Here is an 18,667-nt window from a genome sequence, read left to right as displayed (position 1 = left end):
ATCTGAATGCTGATAGCATTATCTTGGATAGGGCAGTAGAGGTTTAATTGCCTGTAGGAGCCGCTGTAGCACCCATAGGTACAATCTGATAATTGACCTTCATGTCATACGGGTCGACTAGCTCAATCCACGTTTGCCCCCGATTAAGTTTGATCTCGGATCCGCTTAGGTCGTAATAGCGTGTTATGCTGCCTACAGTGGGTCGCTGCCATATTGCTTGGATCACCGCTCCGTCTTGAAAAACAACTGCTTTTCCAGAGCCGACTAAATCAACCTGCATTCTTCCTTTAATGTCGTTGGCTATCTTGGAGATCGACACGTACTGCACAATAACATTTTTCGGTGCAATTTGCTGGTTGGTGTCGGCATCTACATGGGGTTGTCCTGCCATTAGTCGATTATATTGATTGGTCTGGCGATCGTAGACATAGCGAACCTTTGATTCGGCTTTTGAGAAATCAATATCGATTGATGCACCGGCAGGGCGCAGATCGATGGTGACATCTTCTTTAAAGCTTAGCCTGGCAGTGTTTAGGTTTGTATCATATTTACGCGCCTGTGCGCCTGCTATTAACCGATCGGTTGATGTGTAAAGGTTATGTGGGGCATGGCGTGTTTTAACACGCCAGTAGGCTTTGCTGTTTGCGAACTCGTCGAGATCGGCAACCCCAAGCCTTCTTATGATATTGTGGATAGTTGTCGGTCCGCCGCAGTGAGCGTATATCGCATTGTATTGTTTGGCTAGATCTACGAAATACGATCTTGCACTTCTAACTGGTCCTATATTGCGGACATCGTTATGGACATATATTGCCAGAAATCTGGTTATTCCGCCCTCGGCTACTGTCTCGTAGACAATACATGCTTTAGTCAGGCCGGACTGCGGCCGTGCGTCGGGGTGGTTTTCAATCATGACTGCAAGTGGCCGGCGCATGCTGTTTTGTGCGGTTGTACTCTCATCATCAAGAGGGCAGTAGGCCTCAGGCAGTTTCACTTCAGGCACAGTGATATTGGGAGTTTCTTTTTTCTTAGGGGAAACTTTAACCTTTTTAGGAGGTGATAACTTCGGCCAGTAGAGCGCTACTGCGGCGCCTGATATGGATAGCATAGTAAAGATAATTATGATTATGAAATACTTTTTCTTCATCTTCTAAACTAGCTTTAAAGTCGTAATGCGGTCGAGCCCCATCTTAGGTACCATAGTAGCATAAACTAGTATAGCTATTTCGTCAAGTAGAGCGGCATAGCGCGCTGCTGGCGTTTGATAAAAAATTGGAAAAACGCTACTATTAGTAGATAACGACGTCCTGGGGACGTCGTTATCTACTAGCTTTCAGCGATCAGCATCTAGCCATTAGCATGCAATATATAGCTGATCACTAAAAGCTAAAAGCTTCTTAAGGAGGCAAAGTGCTTGAAGTAGAAGATATCAAGAGGATAATCCCTCACCGTGAGCCGTTTCTACTGGTTGATAAAATAACCGAATTTGAGCCGGGGAAAAGAGCCAGGGGAATAAGGCATGTAAAAGCCGATGAGCCAGTTTTTAAAGGCCATTTCCCAAATTTTCCTGTGATGCCTGGTGTTTTAATCGTTGAAGCTTTAGCTCAGGTAGGTGCAGTATCTATCTTAAGCCTGGAGCAGAATAAAGGAAAGATCGCTTTTTTTGCCGGCATAGACGGTTTTCGCTTTAGAAAACAGGTGGTTCCGGGTGACGAGCTTGTGCTCGAAGTGGAAATAACTAAATCGAAAGGTCCGGTTGGTAAGGGTAAGGCTGTTGCTTCAGTTAATGGCGAGATTGTGGCCGAGGGAGAGTTAACATTTGCTGTGAAATAGGCTATAGCTTACCAAACTGTCGGCTATTGGTGCTATAGGGCATTGGGTTTAGATGCGACAGTGTTCCAGCGTGATTGGTGCTTTGATACTTCTAGATTTCTGCCCGTTATTTTAGGAGAAGGTTCAAGGATGTCATTGGATAATAAAATTACTTCAAAAACTGCCCGTGTTGGGATTATTGGCATGGGCTATGTTGGTCTGCCGCTGGCAGTGGCCATAGCGGGCGTTGGATTCAAAGTTATTGGTCTTGAAATAGATAAAGGGAAGGTCTCAAGAATAAATACCGGGGATAGCTATATTCCTGATATCGAATCGTCAGCAATAAAGAAAATGGTCGATGCTGGATTACTCAGTGCAACGACTGATTTCTCAATTATTAGGGACCTTGATATTATTGTTATTTGCGTGCCAACCCCTCTAAGCGAGATGCGTGAGCCAGATATATCGTATGTGCGCTCGGCAGCTGCTGAAATTAGCAAGTGTTTAAAAGCAGGCCAACTTGTTGTACTTGAAAGCACGACCTACCCTGGAACTACCGAAGAGGTGGTCCTTCCGATTTTAGAGGAGAGCGGATTGACTGTTGGTAAGGATTTTTATCTTGCATTTTCTCCTGAGCGGGTCGACCCAGGAAATAAGACTTACGGTATTCATAACACGCCTAAGGTTGTTGGCGGCGTAACAGCTGACTGTACCGAGCTCACAAAACTATTTTACTCGCAGTTTGTACAAGTTGTTGTTCCGGTATCCTCAACTCGTGTTGCTGAGATGACCAAGCTCTTAGAAAACATTTTTCGGTGCGTCAATATAGCGTTGGTAAATGAACTCATGCTTTTATGCGATCGTATGAAAATAAATATTTGGGAGGTAATCGATGCTGCCGCATCGAAACCATTCGGTTTCATGCCTTTTACTCCCGGGCCTGGGCTTGGCGGCCATTGCATACCGATCGACCCATTTTATCTGTCCTGGAAGGCGCGGCAATATGATTTTCATACTGAGTTCATAGAGCTTGCCGGAAAGATGAACGAGAGTGTCCCATATTATGTAGTCAATAAGGTCGCTGAGGCTCTTAACTCCCATCAGAAGAGCGTAAATGGCTCTAAGATACTTATCCTAGGGCTTGCATATAAGAAGGATATTGGGGACACCCGTGAATCTCCAGCAATTAAGATTATAAGCCTACTTGATAATCTTGGCGCCCAGATTATTTATCATGACCCGTATGTCGAAGAAGAAATTATCGGTACGAAGACATATAAATCGGTCGCACTTACGAGTGAGCTTGTCTCTGAGAGTGACTGCGTTGTTATAGTAACAGACCATACATCGGTCGATTATACTATGGTTGTTGATAACGCAAAGCTTGTTGTTGATACAAGAAACAAGCTTAGGAATTACATTCGGGCTAATATCGTTAGGATATAGCGGGGGAAGAGATTGGTTAACGTAGGAGTTATAGGGTACGGCTACTGGGGCCCAAATTTAGTTCGAAATTTTGCGCAGATGCCTGAAAGCAACCTCGTGGCTTGTTGTGACCTTTATCCTGATAACCTGAAGAAAGTAAAATCACTCTACCCAGAAATAGAGGTTACCCAGGAGATCGACAGCCTCCTGAACAATACTTCAATCGATGCTGTTGTAATTGCTAGTTCGGCTATAACACACTACGAGATTGCAAAAAAAGCGCTACTTGCAAACAAGCATGTGATGGTTGAAAAGCCGCTTACTCTAAGCAGTGAGACAGCGCGCGATTTAATTAATACTGCTGAGAAGGCAGACCGGATACTGATGGTCGGTCACTTACTTGAGTACCATCCGGCAGTTACTTATATTAAGGGCCTGGTTGATTCAGGAGAGCTGGGGGATATCCAGTATCTTTACACACAGAGGCTCAACCTTGGCCAGGTAAGAAGGGATGAGAATGCCCTCTGGAGCCTGGCCCCGCATGACATTTCAATCATTTTCTATCTTCTGAGTGGCAAGGAGCCAGTTGAGGTGTCGGCACGTGGTGAATCGTATATTACCGACGGAGTAGAAGATGTCGTGTTTTGTTCGATATCCTGCACCGACAAAGTGATGGCCCATATTCACGTTAGCTGGCTTGACCCTCATAAGATAAGGAAACTTACCGTCGTTGGAAACAAAAAAATGGTGGTATTTGATGATATGGAAAGCTCTGAGAAAGTTCGCATTTATGATAAAGGTGTCGGTGCCAACCCTGGCTATACACCTTACGGGCAGGATTTGACCCTAAGGTTTGGCGATATAACTATCCCCAGCATAAAGATGAGAGAGCCTTTAAGGGCAGAGTGCGAGCATTTCATTGAGTCTATCAAAACAAGGCGGCCGCCAAGAAGCGACGGCTATGATGGTTTGCGGGTAGTAAAAGTTCTTGAGGCGGCCCAGGAATCCCTTAAAAGTGGTGGGAAACCTGTTAAAATAGCGGAGGGTTAGGGCCTTGAGCATATTTATACATAAGACCGCTAAGGTTCCCCAAGGAGTTGAAATTGGCGAAAACTGCATTATTCTTGCCGATGTTGAGCTGGGGGAGGGTGTCAGGATAGGCCACAACTGCGTAATTCATGAGGGCACCAAGATCGGCGAGAACGTAGTTATGGGCGATGGTGCCGTTGTGGGCAAGCAGCCTAATCCCGCTAAAACCAGCACCTTATCCTACAGTGAGCCGCAGCCGGCGCTTAAGGTGGGCGCGAACTGTATTATAGGGACAGGGGCGGTATTATATGCCGGCTCATCGATTGGAGAAAATGTGATGATAGCTGATCTTGCTTCAATTAGGGAGAATTGCAGGATAGGCGAGTTTTCGCTTATCGGCAGGGGCGTCTGTATTGAAAACGGGGTCACGATTGGCAGCTATACTAAAGTACAATCAAACGCATATATAACCGCTTATACAACTCTTGAAGACCATGTTTTTATAGCCCCTTGCGTGACAACGACAAATGATAACTTTATGGGACGAACTAAAGAGCGGTTTAAGCATATAAAAGGCCCTCACATAAAACGAGGAGCTCGCGTTGGCGGAAATGCTATTCTTCTGCCTGGCGTTGTGGTAGGTGAGGAGGCCTTTATTGCGGCGGGCTCTATAGTGACAAAAGACGTTCCTCCTGGGAAATTGGTTATGGGTGTTCCAGCAAGGGTTGTGAGGGATGTCCCTGAGGAAGAGAAACTGTAAGATTAGTGCCGAAGCCTTGATGTACCAAAGTACCGGTGTTTGTGCTCTAGTGCTGCAGTTGCCCAGTGCTGCGGATAAGAAATATTATTTAGCAGCTGGTAGCTGATAGCTTGAGTAACTTTACTTGAATTTAGCACGTTGGAAGATTGGCACTTAAGACATAATCCGGGGAGGATAGATGTCAATTCCACTATTAGACCTACAGGCGCAATATAGCTCGATAAAAGACGAAGTAGAATCCGCTGTTTTAGATGTTCTAAGAAGCGGACGTTATATACTTGGCCCAAAGGTTAAGGAGTTTGAAGCAGCAATTGCTGATTATTGCGGCGCCAAGTATGCGGTTGGTGTCGCAAATGGTACCGATGCGCTGGTTCTTTCGCTGGAAGCGAGCGGTATTGGCCCGGGCGATGAGGTAATCACAAGTCCGTTTACTTTTTTCGCAACGGCGGAGTCCATCTCAAGACTTGGTGCAAAGCCGGTGTTTATAGATATCGACCCGCAAACTTATAATTTGGATGTAGAGCAGATCGAAGCAAAAATAACTGCGCGAACTAAAGCGATAATGCCGGTGCATATATTTGGCCAACCGGCGGAAATGGATACAATAGATGATATTGCTCAGCGGCATGGCATCAAAGTTATTGAGGATGCCTGCCAGGCAATTGGGGCTGAGTACCGTGGCAGAAAAGTTGGCTCGCTTGGCTCGGTCGCCTGCTTCAGTTTCTTCCCGAGCAAGAATTTAGGAGCTGCTGGTGATGGAGGAGCGGTTGTAACCAACGATAAAGAGCTGGCAGATAAAGTTAGATTGCTTAGGCAACATGGCAGCAATAAAAAATACCACCATAGTCTGATGGGCTACAACAGCCGCCTTGATGAGCTTCAAGCTGCAATACTTTTAGTAAAGCTAAAACACATTGATCGCTGGAATAATGCTCGCAGGCAAAAAGCTAAGTATTATGATAAGCTGTTTGCGGACACTAAAATCATAACTCCAAGCTCACCTGAGCACGTCAAGCATGTCTATCATCTCTACATCATCAAGGTACCAAATAGAGAGAGGATAGAAACAGCGCTCAAGGAAAACGGCATCGGCCATGGTGTTTATTATCCGGTTCCGCTACATCTGCAAGAGGTTTACAAGGATTTGGGTTATACTGAAGGTGACTTGCCGGTAAGTGAGGCCGCATCAAAACAAACTATTGCAATACCGCTGTATCCTGAATTGGAAGAGTCGGATATGGAAATAATAGCTGATATAATCAAGCGGGCGGTAGATTTTTAAAGGGTCTTGAAGCGAGGTTAATATCCACAGCTATTATTAATGTTAGATTAGAGTTAGGAAAATGATTAAGTGATCAAGATTGCAACAATTGTTGGGGCAAGGCCGCAATTTATAAAAAGCCTTCCTGTCTCAACAGAGATCCGCAAATTATGCCGGGAAGTGCTCATCCATACCGGACAGCACTACGACTACAATATGTCCGAAATTTTTTTTGCTGAGATGGGTTTGCCAAAGCCGGATTATAATCTTGGGGTTGGCTCAGGCAGGCAGGGCAAGCAAACGGCAGAGATGATAGGGCGTATAGAAGCGGTGCTCATTGATGAGAAGCCGGATATGGTGCTCGTCTATGGAGACACTAACTCAACGCTTGCCGGTGCACTTGCTGCGGCAAAGCTTCATATCCCGGTTGCACATGTAGAAGCTGGCTTAAGGTCTTTTGATCGCGGGATGCCAGAAGAGATAAACAGGATTGTTACAGACCGGCTTTCTGACATTTTGTTCTGCCCAACAAAAACTGCGGTTGAAAATCTTGAGAATGAAGGGATAGTAGAAGGTGTTGAGCTTGTCGGCGATGTTATGTATGATGCCGCCCTTCATTTTGCAGCAATCGCAGAAGAAAAGTCCCTTATCTTGGATAAGCTTAAACTTAAACCAAAAAGTTATCTTCTTGCGACGATACATCGTGCTTCTAATACTGATGAGCCTGCCAACCTAAAAGTGCTTCTTGAGGCGTTTGTAAAATCACAAAAATTGATTGTGTTTCCAGTTCACCCGAGAACCAGAAAAACCATGGAGGATCATGGCCTAAGCGATATAGTTAAGGGAACCAAGGTCAGGCTAGTAGAGCCTGTAGGATATATCGATTTCTTAAAGCTCGAGAAAAATGCTGCAAAAATTCTTACCGACTCAGGGGGGGTTCAGAAGGAGGCCTTTTTCTTCGCTGTTCCCTGTATTACGCTTCGCAATACAACCGAGTGGGTCGAGACGGTAGAGAATGGATGGAACATTCTTGCTGGCACTAATGAGAATCTAATACTCAAATATATTGCTGACTTTAACCCCACAGGTGAGCCTCCCAAGCTCTATGGGGACGGAAAAGCTTCTTTATATATCGCAAAGCGCTTAACATCAATATAATAGAGTCCAGGGTTAAAATCGGTGAATCGGTGACATGCGGTCTCATCCTTAAATTTTCGGTTTTTGTTTAAGTAAGAGGTGCAAAATTTGAAGGAAGCAGGAGCTTATGACAAGAAATTGCGGGTTTGGATAGATATGACCAATACGCCGCACGTGCTTATTTTCCGCCCCTTTATTAAGGCTCTTAGAGAACAGGGACACGAGGTATTCGTGACTGCGCGTGAATTTGCCCAGACAACCCAGCTTCTGGAACGCTTTGGTATAGAACATACCTTAATTGGAAAACACCAGGGCAGAGAGGTGTACCGGAAAATCTACGGGCTTCTTAGCCGCACAAGCAAACTCATCGCTTATGCCGCTCGAAAGAGATTTAATCTTGCGATAAGCCACGGGTCAAACGATTGCGCTCTGGCTTCCTTTTTCCTCCGAATTCCCCACGTTACCATGTTTGACTACGAGTTTGCCAAAGCGATGCATCACATCAATCTAAGGGTATCGACAAAAGCGTTAATACCTGACCTTATCCCTTCCGAGCTTCTATATGCGTATGGTGCAACCGACAAAAAGATTGACAAATACCCGGGCCTTAAAGAGGAATACTACCTTGCAGATTTTAAGCCGGATGAATCGGTTATCAAAGAACTTGGATTGGAAATAAACAAGGTGATTGCTGTTATGCGCACACCGCCTGACGTTGCGCTTTATCACAGGTTTCATAATCCGGTTTTTATAGACGTCTTGCGCAAGCTAGGTACGCGCGATGACGTGCAGGTAGTTTTGCTTCCTAGAACGCCGAAGCAGCGTGAAGAAATTTCTATGTTGGGATATAAAAACGTTATTATCCCTGAGAGGGCTATTGATGCACAAAGTTTGATCTACTACTCAGACCTGGTGATAAGTGCCGGTGGCACTATGAACCGCGAAGCGGTTGCATTAAAGACACCTGTTTACACGCTCTTCTCTGGGAGGATGGGTTCGATCGATAAACATCTTATTGCAGAAGGCAAGATGTTTAAGTTGACCGACCCGGATCAAATCGAGGTAAGGAAAAAGCAAATTTATGGGCAGGGTGAGAAGCGAGATATCGGCTTGCTGTTGGACAAGGTTTTGGTAGTGGCAAGATAAGATGCGTTTGGCGTATTGGCGCCAATGGCTCTCACTCACCGGACCCTCATCTGTTAAACGCTGAACGAATAATTAGGGATGGTTGTTTTCCATGGTATTGGTAGATGAGAGGGGAAGGCTTTTCGGGCGTATAAATTTAGTTGATTTGATGATCGTTCTTAGCGTGTTTATCCTTATTGCTTTAGCAGCCACTACATTAACCAATAAGGGTAAAGCAAAGAGCGTTCCTGAGAATAAGACGATTGAATATACGATACTACTCAAAGATATACGCCCCGACGTCGCCAAATCTATAAGAATAGGCGACTTGGTAAAGAAACAGGCGGCACAGGCATCGATTGGGAAGATAAAGAGCATCGATATCAAACCCGCCCAGGTGGTAGATTTTGATGGGAGTAGAAGAATAGTATCTGATTCGCCTGTTGATAAAGACGTTTATGTAACCATTACAACAAAAGGTCGATCTGGGAGCGATATGATATCTACGGGCAACGAAATTCTCAGAGCTGGAGATAGATTTATTATTACTACCAAATGGTTTATAGGTGAGGCGACTATAATTAGAATAGCGGTTAAAGACGACCAATCTTAGGCAATAATTTATTTGGCAAGTAATGTTGCTTAATGCACCGGGAGCTAAAATTCGGAAAGGGTCGCCTTGTCTGAACTTGCTATTTTGAAAAAAGACTTTATACCTTCCTTTGCTGCCATTGCTTTACTGGGCGTACTGTTTGGTACAGTTGGGTTATTCTTACCTTTACCTCATTTTATGTTAACGCTAATGGGCGCTCTCGTTGCTGTGATGGCATTAGCGAGGATAGAATTTGCCCTGTCATTACTTGTGCTTGCTGTTCCGCTTGTAAATTTCAGGTTTAATCTAGGTTCGATACCTGTAGATACGGTTTCAATGTGTGTTGGATTGGTTATTGCCTCCTATGCCATAAATTATTTTGGAAAGAGAGTGGGTATCCAGCCAATTCCTTTTACCTGGACCTTTCTTGTCTTTATATTATTTGCTGCTGTTTCGTCTATTGTTGCCCCATCGATAACTGAGGCGGTATCGGCCATTGTTCGCTACTCGGGGTATTTTGCGCTTGCATTTATCGTTGGGCGTACAATTGATTCTAGAGAAAAGTTAACAAAGATACTTTATCTTATGATCGCTAGTGGTGTGGCCTCCGCTATTTACGGTGTTTATGAAATCTACCGTTTTATGAACTTGCCGCAGGCGGAGAAAGAATTTTACTTTATTGCAACTGGAGATGTTATCCCGCGGATCGCTTCGACATTTGGAAACTCTAACTTTTATGCAGAATACCTGGTTATTCTAATACCTATAACCTTTGCGCTGGCTTTTAGCCAGCGCAGGTTTATACAAAAGCTTGCTATGCTTGCCATAGCTATATTTCTGCTATCCATCCTGGTTCAAACGTATACACGTGGAAGCTGGCTTGCAACTGGTGTGGGTGTTGTGCTGATGTCGGCTCTCATGCAAGTCCGGCTGCTCTGGTTATGGGTTGCAGTATTTGTTATAGCATTGATTATAGAGCCAAGGGTAGCTAGCCGCCTTATAAGCATTATTGATATTACCGGTGGTTCAGCCGGGTTCAGGATGAAGCTATGGAATATTGCGATTGGCGTTATATGTGAGCACCCCTGGGTCGGTACAGGAATCGGCAATTTTTATGCGGCTTTTACTGCATATGTATTTACACATCCCGGAGCAAGTGTCGGATGGGTCGCCTACGGGGCACACAACTCCTTTTTAACCATATGGGCCGAGACCGGCGTTTTTGGAATGCTCTCATTTGCTGCAATTATTCTTATTTCTGTCAAATATGGGCTTTATATGGCAAGAGAAAAAGCCAAAGACAATCTTCTCTCTTGGGTTAACTCTGCTATTCTTGCTGCTGTGGCAGGTTTTTCGATAAATGGATTGACTAGCAATAGTTTTCAGCACCCGCAGGCTGCCGTATTCTTTTGGGTCCTGCTGGGTCTACAGATAACAATCGACGGCCTTAAGTCTGAGCAAGCTCACACCCGGATATCTGCCACCGTTAATAGTAGTCTTGCACCCGCAAAATTAAGCGCCGTGCACGTTTACTATAAAAATGCTATTCCAAGCCTTCCCGGGCGGCGGAGTATTGAACTGCTTAAGAGTGCTTGGTATAACAGTAAGATTATAACGTGGATTTTTAAGAAGCCAATTCAGCTGCCGGCAAGTGAAGGGAGCCTCACTTGTATGCTGGCAATGACTCTATTAAATAAGGTGCGTTTATACCTTAAGGATTCTGTGTTTGCGGCAATCTTTCGAGATATATCTGCCCATAAAGCTTTATCCGCGTTTCTTTTCATTGCATTGTCTCTAATTGTTAGGTCAGTAACCAAAATAATTGTCGGCTAGTTGTTATTCTGGCTTTTAGTCGGTGTCCGGGTGGCTGGTATTTCAGCTATTTTATATAAGTAGATATCTTGGTATTTATATACCATGTCGAGTTGCTCACTTAAAATAAGCAGGTCAAGGTCTTCAACCAGTGGGCGGTAGATACTATAGGACGCATTTTCCTTCTGGTTATATACATATCTTTTAACCTCACTACTTATCAGGACATAATCAATGCCCTCACGCCTCAGAAGCCACATAAGCCTTTCGGGACTACCAAAACCGGCTTGTTTCAACTTGCTGTTGTTTAGGGGGTTTAAGATCAGTAAAGGCCGCTTGTTAAGATAGTAGATGCCATCGCCAATTACCATTGCGATTTTCTCATCGGAGGGAATGTGCTTGTTGATATAATTATATGCTTGATATAATGCATTGTTGCGCATAAATTGCTGATGGCTACTATAAGCCATGCCAGCAGAAAAAGCTTTGATCTGGCTTACGGTAAGCAAGAAAATGTTGGTAAATACCCCGGCCAGGAGCAATAATACGATGGCTACTTTAATGATACGGTTGTTCGACGTGAGACTGTCTATACCTGCCGAGATAAGCGGCATGATAAGCACTAAACCAGGAAGTGCAAATTGTGTGACCTGAACTGGAAGAACCAACCAGGGAATCAAGAAGCCAGCTGCCACAACTACCAAGATTATACTCATTGGTTTCGCCAGGATATCTTTTCTTAAAGCAAGCGGCAAAAAGGATAGTAATGCGGGACCCATAGACAGGTCAGATGGTTCTCCAATTAATAAAAACCTGGGGATAAAGGAGTAGCCAAGAGGCCCATTGCCATTGGATAGTAAATTAGGATTTTTAACCGTATTTTGGAAGAGGTTGGTCAAGGACGCTATGCAATCCCGATCTTCAAATATGCCCATCAACATAGAGCAAGTTGGGTTTCCGGTGAATAAGTAGTTTTTGAAAAGCCAAGGTCCAAAACCGACTAACGTTAGAGCTAAATAGATAGCTAAAACCTTGCCGACTTGGGCTTTATCGCTTGTCTCTTTTCCTTTTACAGTAGCAATTATTATGAGTGCTGGCAGGCCAAAAGTAACCAGAACAAGAAAGCCTGAATACTTCGTGCCTGCGGCAAATCCAAGCATTAGTGCAGATAGATAAAGCCATCCGTTCTGCTTTTTCTCCCGCCAGACCGCAAAGGCAAAAAGACACGCCAATATAAAGAGAGAAAGTAAAGCATCGTTGTCGCTAACTGGAATTTTATGAACAAATGCCGAAAGGGTAAGCATGAGTACTATGCTTATAGCTGCCGCCCGGTCAGAATAGAGACGCTTGGTAATGAGAAAAACTCCAAGGATAAGCCAGAGTGAAATGAAATAGCTCAGTAGCTGCGTTAAAATATCGTCTTTTAAGGCTAGTGAGAGCATAAACAGCATCTCACCGTTTAGCGGATAGTTAGCAGGGAGAAAGTCGCGGATATAGTAGATCCCATGTGTCTGTAAATAGAGCTTAGGAATGCCAATATGGTAAAGGAGTGAATCATAGTTCCATAGTGGCGCCCAGCTTACGACAAACCCGAAGGCAAGGATAACGGTCAGACTAAGAGAGATAGGATTTGGCAAGAAATCAAGGTCTTCACGATCTACACTTCTTTGTTTCCTAAGGCGGGTAAGCTGAATAGCGCCTAAGGTGGCCAGCAGGAGTACAACAATGCGGATCGGCAGTGGATGCAAAAAGCCAATTACGCCTGCCACCAGGATCAATATGGCCATGACTCCAAGACCGGCTACAACAGATATGAATATCCTCTCGACAACTGAATTATCAGTCCTCAGTCGCTTGGTTACAAGTTCTCCCAGGTAAAATACGGCGGCAATAAGGGTGAGAAGAAAGGTGACTTCTTGGAGGTTGTTGCTAAGGTAGCTATGAAAATCGCCAACTGTTGCGGCAACCACAAAAGAATCGGCAATTATGGCAGTAAATGCAGCAAAGAGAAGCAACGGGAAGTCACCTAAGTCCATGGTTGGATAGCCGTGGCGGCCCCTTACCAGATACCAGAATAAACCATAAATGGCAAGAAAAAACACCAAAGAAAAACCAAGAAAAATGGCGGTAGGAAGTCTTGGGTAAGATAACGACTTGAAAAATAGGTAATATATCCATAAGGCCCAAATCAATGCAAGTAGTACTATCGTGCGCTTTGCAAATATTTTAACCCAACTGACAACTGCAAATCCCAATCCTTTGCCCCTTGGTTTTTGCTCTTATATTTTCCCTAAACGAGCCATGTTAACGCTATAAGTGGGATTTTTAAGCGAGGGCATCAGGCTGCAGCACGGCAGTGCTTAATTTATTGCATTGACATCAATATGCGCCGTGGCGGGTCAGCACTCGCCAGGCTGTAATTAACATTATCTTTAAGTCAAGAAAGAACGATTGCTTTTCAACGTAGTCTATATCCATCCGCAGCCTCTCTTCAGGTGTTAGATTTCCTCGACCGCTTATTTGCGCAAGCCCAGTCAGGCCCGGTTTTACTTCCAATCTCTTTAAGGTGGCTCCGTCGGATACTTCTAGCTCCTCAGGAACAAGTGGTCTCGGGCCGATCAAGCTCATTTCACCGGTTGCAACGTTTATAAGCTGCGGTAGTTCATCCAAGCTGGTTGTTCGCAAAAGCTTCCCAAATGGAAAAACTCTCGGGTCGTCTTTTATCTGGCAGGCATTATCGTTCTGAGCTTTAAGAAGTTGCAGGTGGTTTATCTTGTCTGCACCCTCATTCATCGTGCGGAATTTAATTATGTTAATTAGACGGCCATGCTGTCCAATTCTTCTCTGGTGAAAAAAAATCGGTCCGGGTGACGCAAGTTTGATTCCGATTGCGATAACCAGCATTAAAGGACCCAGCACGAGCAAGGCAAAAGTGCTTAAGACAAAATCCAGTATTCTTTTTATTACTGGGTAGATGACCTGGTTGCGTTGGTTTATCGATGCATAGCGTGCCCGCTGCTCCCCGATGACTCCCCCAAACATAAGGAGTGTGAGGACGGGTATAAAACCAAGTAATCTTATATGGAGAGGAAACGGCAATACGGCATGTACGTTAAACTTTAGGGCCAGGGTTCTGAACAGGACGTACCCTATAATTCCATATAGCCAGCCGTCATTTTTAGAACGCCATCCAGCCCAGTAACCACAAAATACTGAGGTTATATAATGAGCGATAATAATAAGAATAACGGTTAGCGGTGCTTCTCGCACCAAGAATAAATTGTAAAATTGTACAAACGACCAGAACAGCAAGAACGAAAGGAGTCCTGATTCGATTACCGAGCGAAACTTATTGAGCATATTTCTTCCCCACGGGTGATATTTTGCTGTAGAAAATTAGCTTTCTCTATCTTAACATATCAAAAGCGGGCATCCATATTGTTGAGAGATATCCGTTGGGAAGAGTATCGTAGTAATTGTTTATCTTGCTTAGCTGCGGAACTTGAGGATTGCTTAATTTTTATGATAACCTTGTTTGGGTTACCGTTTGGAGGATTTTTTGTACGTAGGTAAGCATGTAGTCAAGCAAAATCCAGTAAGGCCAAAGAAACCTGAAAGACGGCGCAAAAGAGGCTATTTGCGGGTCTTTATTCTATGGTCAATTTTAATATTTATCATCCTGGCAGGGGTTGGCTTTGTTTATGCCAAATACCTTGAGGCGAGAATCCACAATGAGGACCAGGCGTACGCGGGAAACGATGATGACTTCGAGTTGACTCCACCAGTTGAGGATAAGCCTGTTACATTTGTTCTCCTTGGAAGTGATAGCAGGGGAGAAGAGGGCGACATCGGACGCTCTGATACCCTGATGGTCTTTAGAATTAATCCTAAGAAAAAAGTCGGCTATCTTCTCTCGATACCCAGAGATGCAAGAGTTGATATTCCGGGGCACGGAAAGCAAAAAATAAACGCTGCTTATCAGTTTGGCGGCCCAAGGCTTGTTATAAAGACTGTGGAGAAGCTTTCCGGTTTGAAAATTAACCATTATGCTGTTGTTGACTTTGAGGGATTTAAAGAAATTGTCGATGCGCTGGGTGGTATCGATATCGATGTCGAGAAAAAACTGGTAGACCTGCGGCACGGAATAAACATCCGGCCTGGATATCAGCATATGGATGGGGAAGAAGCCTTAAAATACGTAAGAATACGCCACTGTGATGACGATTTTGGCAGGATGGGTCGGCAGCAGAAGTTCATAAGGGCAGTTATGGATAAACTCTTGCGCTTGAGCAATGTCATAAGAATACCTCAACTAGCAGAGATAGCATCCCGTAATGTACGAACAGACAAAGGTCTTGGAATTACGCAGATGATAAACTATGGTCAGCAGGTAAGAACCATAGGCCGCCAGAATATCCACATGTTAACACTGCCCGGAGGAACGGAGACAATCGGCGGAATAAGCTATGTCATTCTCGATAAACGCCAAACCGATTGGATATTTGAACGCATTAAAAACGACATGCCGCTTACACTGACCGAAGAAGAAAAACAAAACAAAAATATTAAGATAGAGGTTCAAAACGGTAGCGGCAAACCTGGTATGGCAAAAGCTATGGGTGACAAGCTAACATCGCTTCAGTTCAAAGTTATCGAGCTTGGAAATGCTAACAATTTCAACTACTATGAGACCCAGATTGTTGTTGCCGCTGAGAAAGAAGAACTGGGAAGACGAGTTCAATCTGCACTTGGCTTTGGACATGTATCTACAGATGCGAGACCGTCCGGGTCCGCTGATGTGGTGGTTATAGTAGGAAGGGACTTTATCTATATGAACAACGACAGGCTGGATAGCAGCTTTGGCACAAGCAACTTAAAGAGTACCGGCAGGTATGGCAATGTCGGCACGAAATCAGGCAGATAGAATGGCACATATGCAAAATACAGAGCTAGTATACCTCGAGCAGTATTAAAGATAGAATTTAGAGTCAGAGATATCATCTCTTGTACAGTTCAGCCAGTTTTTTTGCGACAGCTATATAGTCATGATATTTAATAACCCAGCCCCGCCCGGCTTGTCCGATCTCTTCGCAGAGTTTTGGTTTTGCCAGAAGCCCTTCAATTTGTGCCGCGATCTCAACTTCGTTTTTTGTTGAGATAAGAGGAGGGGCCTCAGCATACCAATCCTGGTACTTAAAATAGCTGACAACTGGTCTTGCGCAGGCCATTGCCTCCATCTCAGACATTCCCATGATACCCAAATCAAACTGGCCTACTATTATCTGGTAGTTTGATATTAACTCTCCCAGCTCTTCATGTTTGACCGTTGGGATAAAGTTGACAAATTGTTTATTCTTAAATCTGGCGAGGTCTGGACCCCACGAGAATACATCAATTTGCACGGTTGGGTTTTGTTTTTTAAGTATTTCGAAGGCTTTAAATGCCGTATCTATCCCTTTGACTTTATCTATGCGGCTGATAAGAAGAATTTTACCGTCGGTTCCCTTTAGGCTTCTCGGCTTAAACTTATCCGTTTGTATCGGATTTGGAAGAAAAACTGCATCAGGTCTTATTTTGTCGGCGTATTTTTTTAAGTCTGGTGTTGAATAGAGCACGCGCTTGGCTCGCATAAGGCTTAGCGATGTTATTTTGCCGTATGCCGGGTTATTTAAATTGCGGCGGATATCAGTACCATGGCAATGAAGCCAATACTGATATCCGCCCAGTATTCCTAATATCCCAAAATAGGCGTAATGAATGTGGACAATGTCATAGTTCTCTTTTAGGACTTGCTTTGCAACCAGCCTCGTATCTCTAATTCTGTGCGCCAGCACACTTAGTTTGGCAAATCTGCCTGTCTTATTGATTCCTGTAAATGGTTGAAAAAGATGGGCTTCAACTCCAATGCTGTTTAGGCCTCTTACAAGCCCCTCTGGGACGTTGGCTACGTTGTTTACATGTAAAACTTTCATTTACCATTCCTTGATTAGATTTATGTCACAGGCTAGCACGTGATCTGCAAAATAAAGTATTGTTTGATACGCAAATATTCTAATCCTTAATTGCTAATTTGTCTTGTAGTAAAAGATTTGCGGTGCCTAAATCCGCTCTAACAGTTCTCATCATATTATATTTGGCTTATGACCCTGCTTTCACTAATTAGTTTACTAACCTTTTACTTTCAGGTAAGTACTTAAGAAATATTCATGCCTCAAGTGCCTTCCAGAAACTTCCGATAGATTGGATAAACACACGGATTTTTGCGTTCTATTTCGTACCTGGGGGTTATGTAAATGATGAAGAAACGGCTGATTGCAGTAATTATTGTCCTCTGCTTGAGCTTGAGTCTAACCTCGGCAGTGCCGATTTTGAGCTTAAACTCAAGCAGCATTGCCTATGCAAAGACGGTAAAGAAAAAAGCTAGCAAGAAGAAAGTTAGCGTAAAAAAGAAAAGTTCAAAGAAAAGCTCAAAGCAAAGCAGGAAGAAAACCATAAAGAAGAAAAGTAGCAAGGCCAAAGTAACTTCGGTATCAAACCTCTCATTTGCGCAAAACAGAACCTACCTTGTAACCATCCCGACCAGCAAGCGAAATGTGACTTCAGTTCAGAGACGAATTCAGCAGAAAACAAGGCTTGGTTTTTACAGAACGCCGAATTATCAAATACAGGTTAAAGTGTCCGGTGGCTTGGTGCCAAGGGTAATCACAGCTGCAAGGCAGCTTGGATACAGAGCCTATGTAAATGATGTAACGCCACCGCCGCCAGCACCAAAGGTAGTAGCTGCTCCGGCTAACTATACACCGCCCGTAGTGAAAGTAACAGTGCAGACGATTTCTCTCAATACTACCTCAACTGCTACCAATAACCAGAAGTTAATTATTTGCATAGACCCAGGTCATGGTGGAGCCGACTCAGGTGCGGTTACAAAAGATGCCAATGGCAATATAGTGCTAAGAGAAAAGGATGTTAATCTCGACGTTGCCTTAAGATTGCGAGACCTTCTTAAATCGGCCGGCCACGAAGTAATTATGACACGTACAACTGATGATTCTGTGGTGCATCCGTTCGAGCAGAAAGCCGACCTGTACGAGCGTGCTGCAATCGCTAATCGAGCACATGCTAATATATATGTGAGCATACATCATAATGCAAGCACCTTGCCAGCTGCAGACGGTACTGAGGTCTATAGCTATCCAGGTTCACCAACAGGAGCGATGCTCGCAAGCGCAATTCAATCCGAGCTTATGAAGTCCCTGTGGTCTGACGACCCAAGCAAGAATCGTGGCACCAATACAGCAAATTTTGCGGTTTTAAGAGAGACGGTGATGACTGCTGCGCTCTCAGAGGCTGCATTTATGAGCAATCCAGGTGAGGCAGCCCTGCTGGCAACTGAGCCTTTCAGACAACAGGAAGCCCAGGGTATATTCAACGGCATAACTAAATACCTTAATCATTTGCAGAATAACCAGCCATTATAAAAACCTTGCTTTGCTAAGATTTAGTAATAGTTATAATGGCAACAATGTTACCAAGCAGTTGTAAACAGGGCATTTAAGTGGTTAGGAAAAACACAACTATTTAATAAGCAAGGGATTGCAAATACCGCTTTCTAAAGACTTTACCATAATTTGCCGATAAATATTGAGTAATTAGCTTAGCAGTATAGCAAGTTTAAGGCGCTTTTCATAGGATTCTTGCACCAGGAGGTTTCCCA

At 44.1% G+C, this 18,667-nt stretch carries 14 protein-coding genes and 1 pseudogene; 11 read left to right on the top strand and 4 right to left on the bottom strand.

Features of this window, described 5'->3' with window-relative positions:
• Nucleotides 1-43: 43 nt before the first annotated feature.
• Entirely contained in the window at nucleotides 44-1,147 is a 1,104-nt protein-coding gene (locus K6T91_00295; protein MCL6471239.1) for a DUF3048 domain-containing protein, read from the bottom strand.
• A 263-nt stretch (nucleotides 1,148-1,410) separates the two neighbouring features.
• Here K6T91_00295 and fabZ point away from each other — a divergent pair, with 263 nt between their 5' ends.
• The 9 genes and pseudogenes from fabZ (at nucleotide 1,411) to K6T91_00250 (ending at nucleotide 10,974) form a co-directional block, all read left to right on the top strand.
• The gene (gene fabZ, locus K6T91_00290; protein MCL6471238.1) at nucleotides 1,411-1,833 is read left to right on the top strand and encodes a 3-hydroxyacyl-ACP dehydratase FabZ; all 423 of its coding nucleotides are present in this window, start codon (nucleotides 1,411-1,413) and stop codon (nucleotides 1,831-1,833) included.
• A 129-nt stretch (nucleotides 1,834-1,962) separates the two neighbouring features.
• Nucleotides 1,963-3,258 carry a nucleotide sugar dehydrogenase gene (locus K6T91_00285; protein ID MCL6471237.1) on the top strand — a complete coding sequence of 432 codons (1,296 nt, stop codon included), beginning with the start codon at nucleotides 1,963-1,965 and terminating at the stop codon, nucleotides 3,256-3,258.
• A gap of 21 nt (nucleotides 3,259-3,279) precedes the next feature.
• Nucleotides 3,280-4,287: pseudogene (locus K6T91_00280) on the top strand (Gfo/Idh/MocA family oxidoreductase).
• Nucleotides 4,288-4,291: 4 nt separating this feature from the next.
• Nucleotides 4,292-5,026: an N-acetyltransferase gene (locus K6T91_00275; GenBank protein MCL6471236.1), complete on the top strand. Its 735-nt coding sequence runs from the start codon at nucleotides 4,292-4,294 to the stop codon at nucleotides 5,024-5,026.
• Nucleotides 5,027-5,204: 178 nt separating this feature from the next.
• Nucleotides 5,205-6,308, top strand: a complete 1,104-nt coding sequence (locus tag K6T91_00270) for a DegT/DnrJ/EryC1/StrS family aminotransferase (GenBank protein ID MCL6471235.1) — start codon at nucleotides 5,205-5,207, stop codon at nucleotides 6,306-6,308.
• 72 nt (nucleotides 6,309-6,380) lie between these two features.
• Nucleotides 6,381-7,445, top strand: a complete 1,065-nt coding sequence (gene wecB, locus K6T91_00265) for a UDP-N-acetylglucosamine 2-epimerase (non-hydrolyzing) (protein ID MCL6471234.1) — start codon at nucleotides 6,381-6,383, stop codon at nucleotides 7,443-7,445.
• 87 nt (nucleotides 7,446-7,532) lie between these two features.
• Nucleotides 7,533-8,570 (top strand): DUF354 domain-containing protein, encoded by a 1,038-nt coding sequence (locus K6T91_00260; GenBank protein ID MCL6471233.1) that lies wholly within the window; start codon nucleotides 7,533-7,535, stop codon nucleotides 8,568-8,570.
• A gap of 91 nt (nucleotides 8,571-8,661) precedes the next feature.
• Nucleotides 8,662-9,162, top strand: coding sequence for a DUF4330 domain-containing protein (locus K6T91_00255; protein ID MCL6471232.1), 501 nt, complete (start codon nucleotides 8,662-8,664; stop codon nucleotides 9,160-9,162).
• Between the two features lie 66 nt (nucleotides 9,163-9,228).
• Nucleotides 9,229-10,974: an O-antigen ligase family protein gene (locus tag K6T91_00250; protein MCL6471231.1), complete on the top strand. Its 1,746-nt coding sequence runs from the start codon at nucleotides 9,229-9,231 to the stop codon at nucleotides 10,972-10,974.
• Here K6T91_00250 and K6T91_00245 read toward each other — a convergent pair.
• On the bottom strand, nucleotides 10,971-13,208 hold the full coding sequence (locus tag K6T91_00245) for a glycosyltransferase family 39 protein (GenBank protein MCL6471230.1): 2,238 nt from the start codon (nucleotides 13,206-13,208) through the stop codon (nucleotides 10,971-10,973). The genes K6T91_00250 and K6T91_00245 overlap by 4 nt on opposite strands.
• Nucleotides 13,209-13,332: 124 nt before the next feature.
• A complete protein-coding gene (locus tag K6T91_00240) occupies nucleotides 13,333-14,313 on the bottom strand; it encodes a sugar transferase (GenBank protein MCL6471229.1) in 981 nt (326 codons plus the stop codon).
• A gap of 199 nt (nucleotides 14,314-14,512) precedes the next feature.
• Here K6T91_00240 and K6T91_00235 point away from each other — a divergent pair, with 199 nt between their 5' ends.
• Nucleotides 14,513-15,877, top strand: coding sequence for an LCP family protein (locus K6T91_00235; GenBank protein ID MCL6471228.1), 1,365 nt, complete (start codon nucleotides 14,513-14,515; stop codon nucleotides 15,875-15,877).
• A gap of 73 nt (nucleotides 15,878-15,950) precedes the next feature.
• On the opposite strand, the gene K6T91_00230 is transcribed toward K6T91_00235, so the two are convergent.
• The gene (locus tag K6T91_00230; protein ID MCL6471227.1) at nucleotides 15,951-16,925 is read right to left on the bottom strand and encodes a glycosyltransferase family 4 protein; all 975 of its coding nucleotides are present in this window, start codon (nucleotides 16,923-16,925) and stop codon (nucleotides 15,951-15,953) included.
• A gap of 321 nt (nucleotides 16,926-17,246) precedes the next feature.
• Between K6T91_00230 and K6T91_00225 the strand changes: the two genes are divergently transcribed.
• Nucleotides 17,247-18,431, top strand: coding sequence for an N-acetylmuramoyl-L-alanine amidase (locus tag K6T91_00225; GenBank protein MCL6471226.1), 1,185 nt, complete (start codon nucleotides 17,247-17,249; stop codon nucleotides 18,429-18,431).
• The last annotated feature ends 236 nt before the right edge of the window (nucleotides 18,432-18,667 follow it).

Source organism: Bacillota bacterium (genome assembly GCA_023511485.1).
Lineage (GTDB): Bacteria > Actinomycetota > Aquicultoria > Aquicultorales > Aquicultoraceae > CADDYS01.
This window is presented reverse-complemented; position numbering and strand designations above follow the sequence as displayed.

Coding starts and splice junctions, on each gene's coding strand:
- K6T91_00240 (MCL6471229.1), bottom strand. CDS start 14,313: ATGCTCAATAAGTTTCGCTCGGTAATCGAATCAGGACTCCTTTCGTTC.
- K6T91_00225 (MCL6471226.1), top strand. CDS start 17,247: ATGATGAAGAAACGGCTGATTGCAGTAATTATTGTCCTCTGCTTGAGC.
- K6T91_00270 (MCL6471235.1), top strand. CDS start 5,205: ATGTCAATTCCACTATTAGACCTACAGGCGCAATATAGCTCGATAAAA.
- K6T91_00255 (MCL6471232.1), top strand. CDS start 8,662: ATGGTATTGGTAGATGAGAGGGGAAGGCTTTTCGGGCGTATAAATTTA.
- K6T91_00230 (MCL6471227.1), bottom strand. CDS start 16,925: ATGAAAGTTTTACATGTAAACAACGTAGCCAACGTCCCAGAGGGGCTT.
- K6T91_00285 (MCL6471237.1), top strand. CDS start 1,963: ATGTCATTGGATAATAAAATTACTTCAAAAACTGCCCGTGTTGGGATT.
- K6T91_00295 (MCL6471239.1), bottom strand. CDS start 1,147: ATGAAGAAAAAGTATTTCATAATCATAATTATCTTTACTATGCTATCC.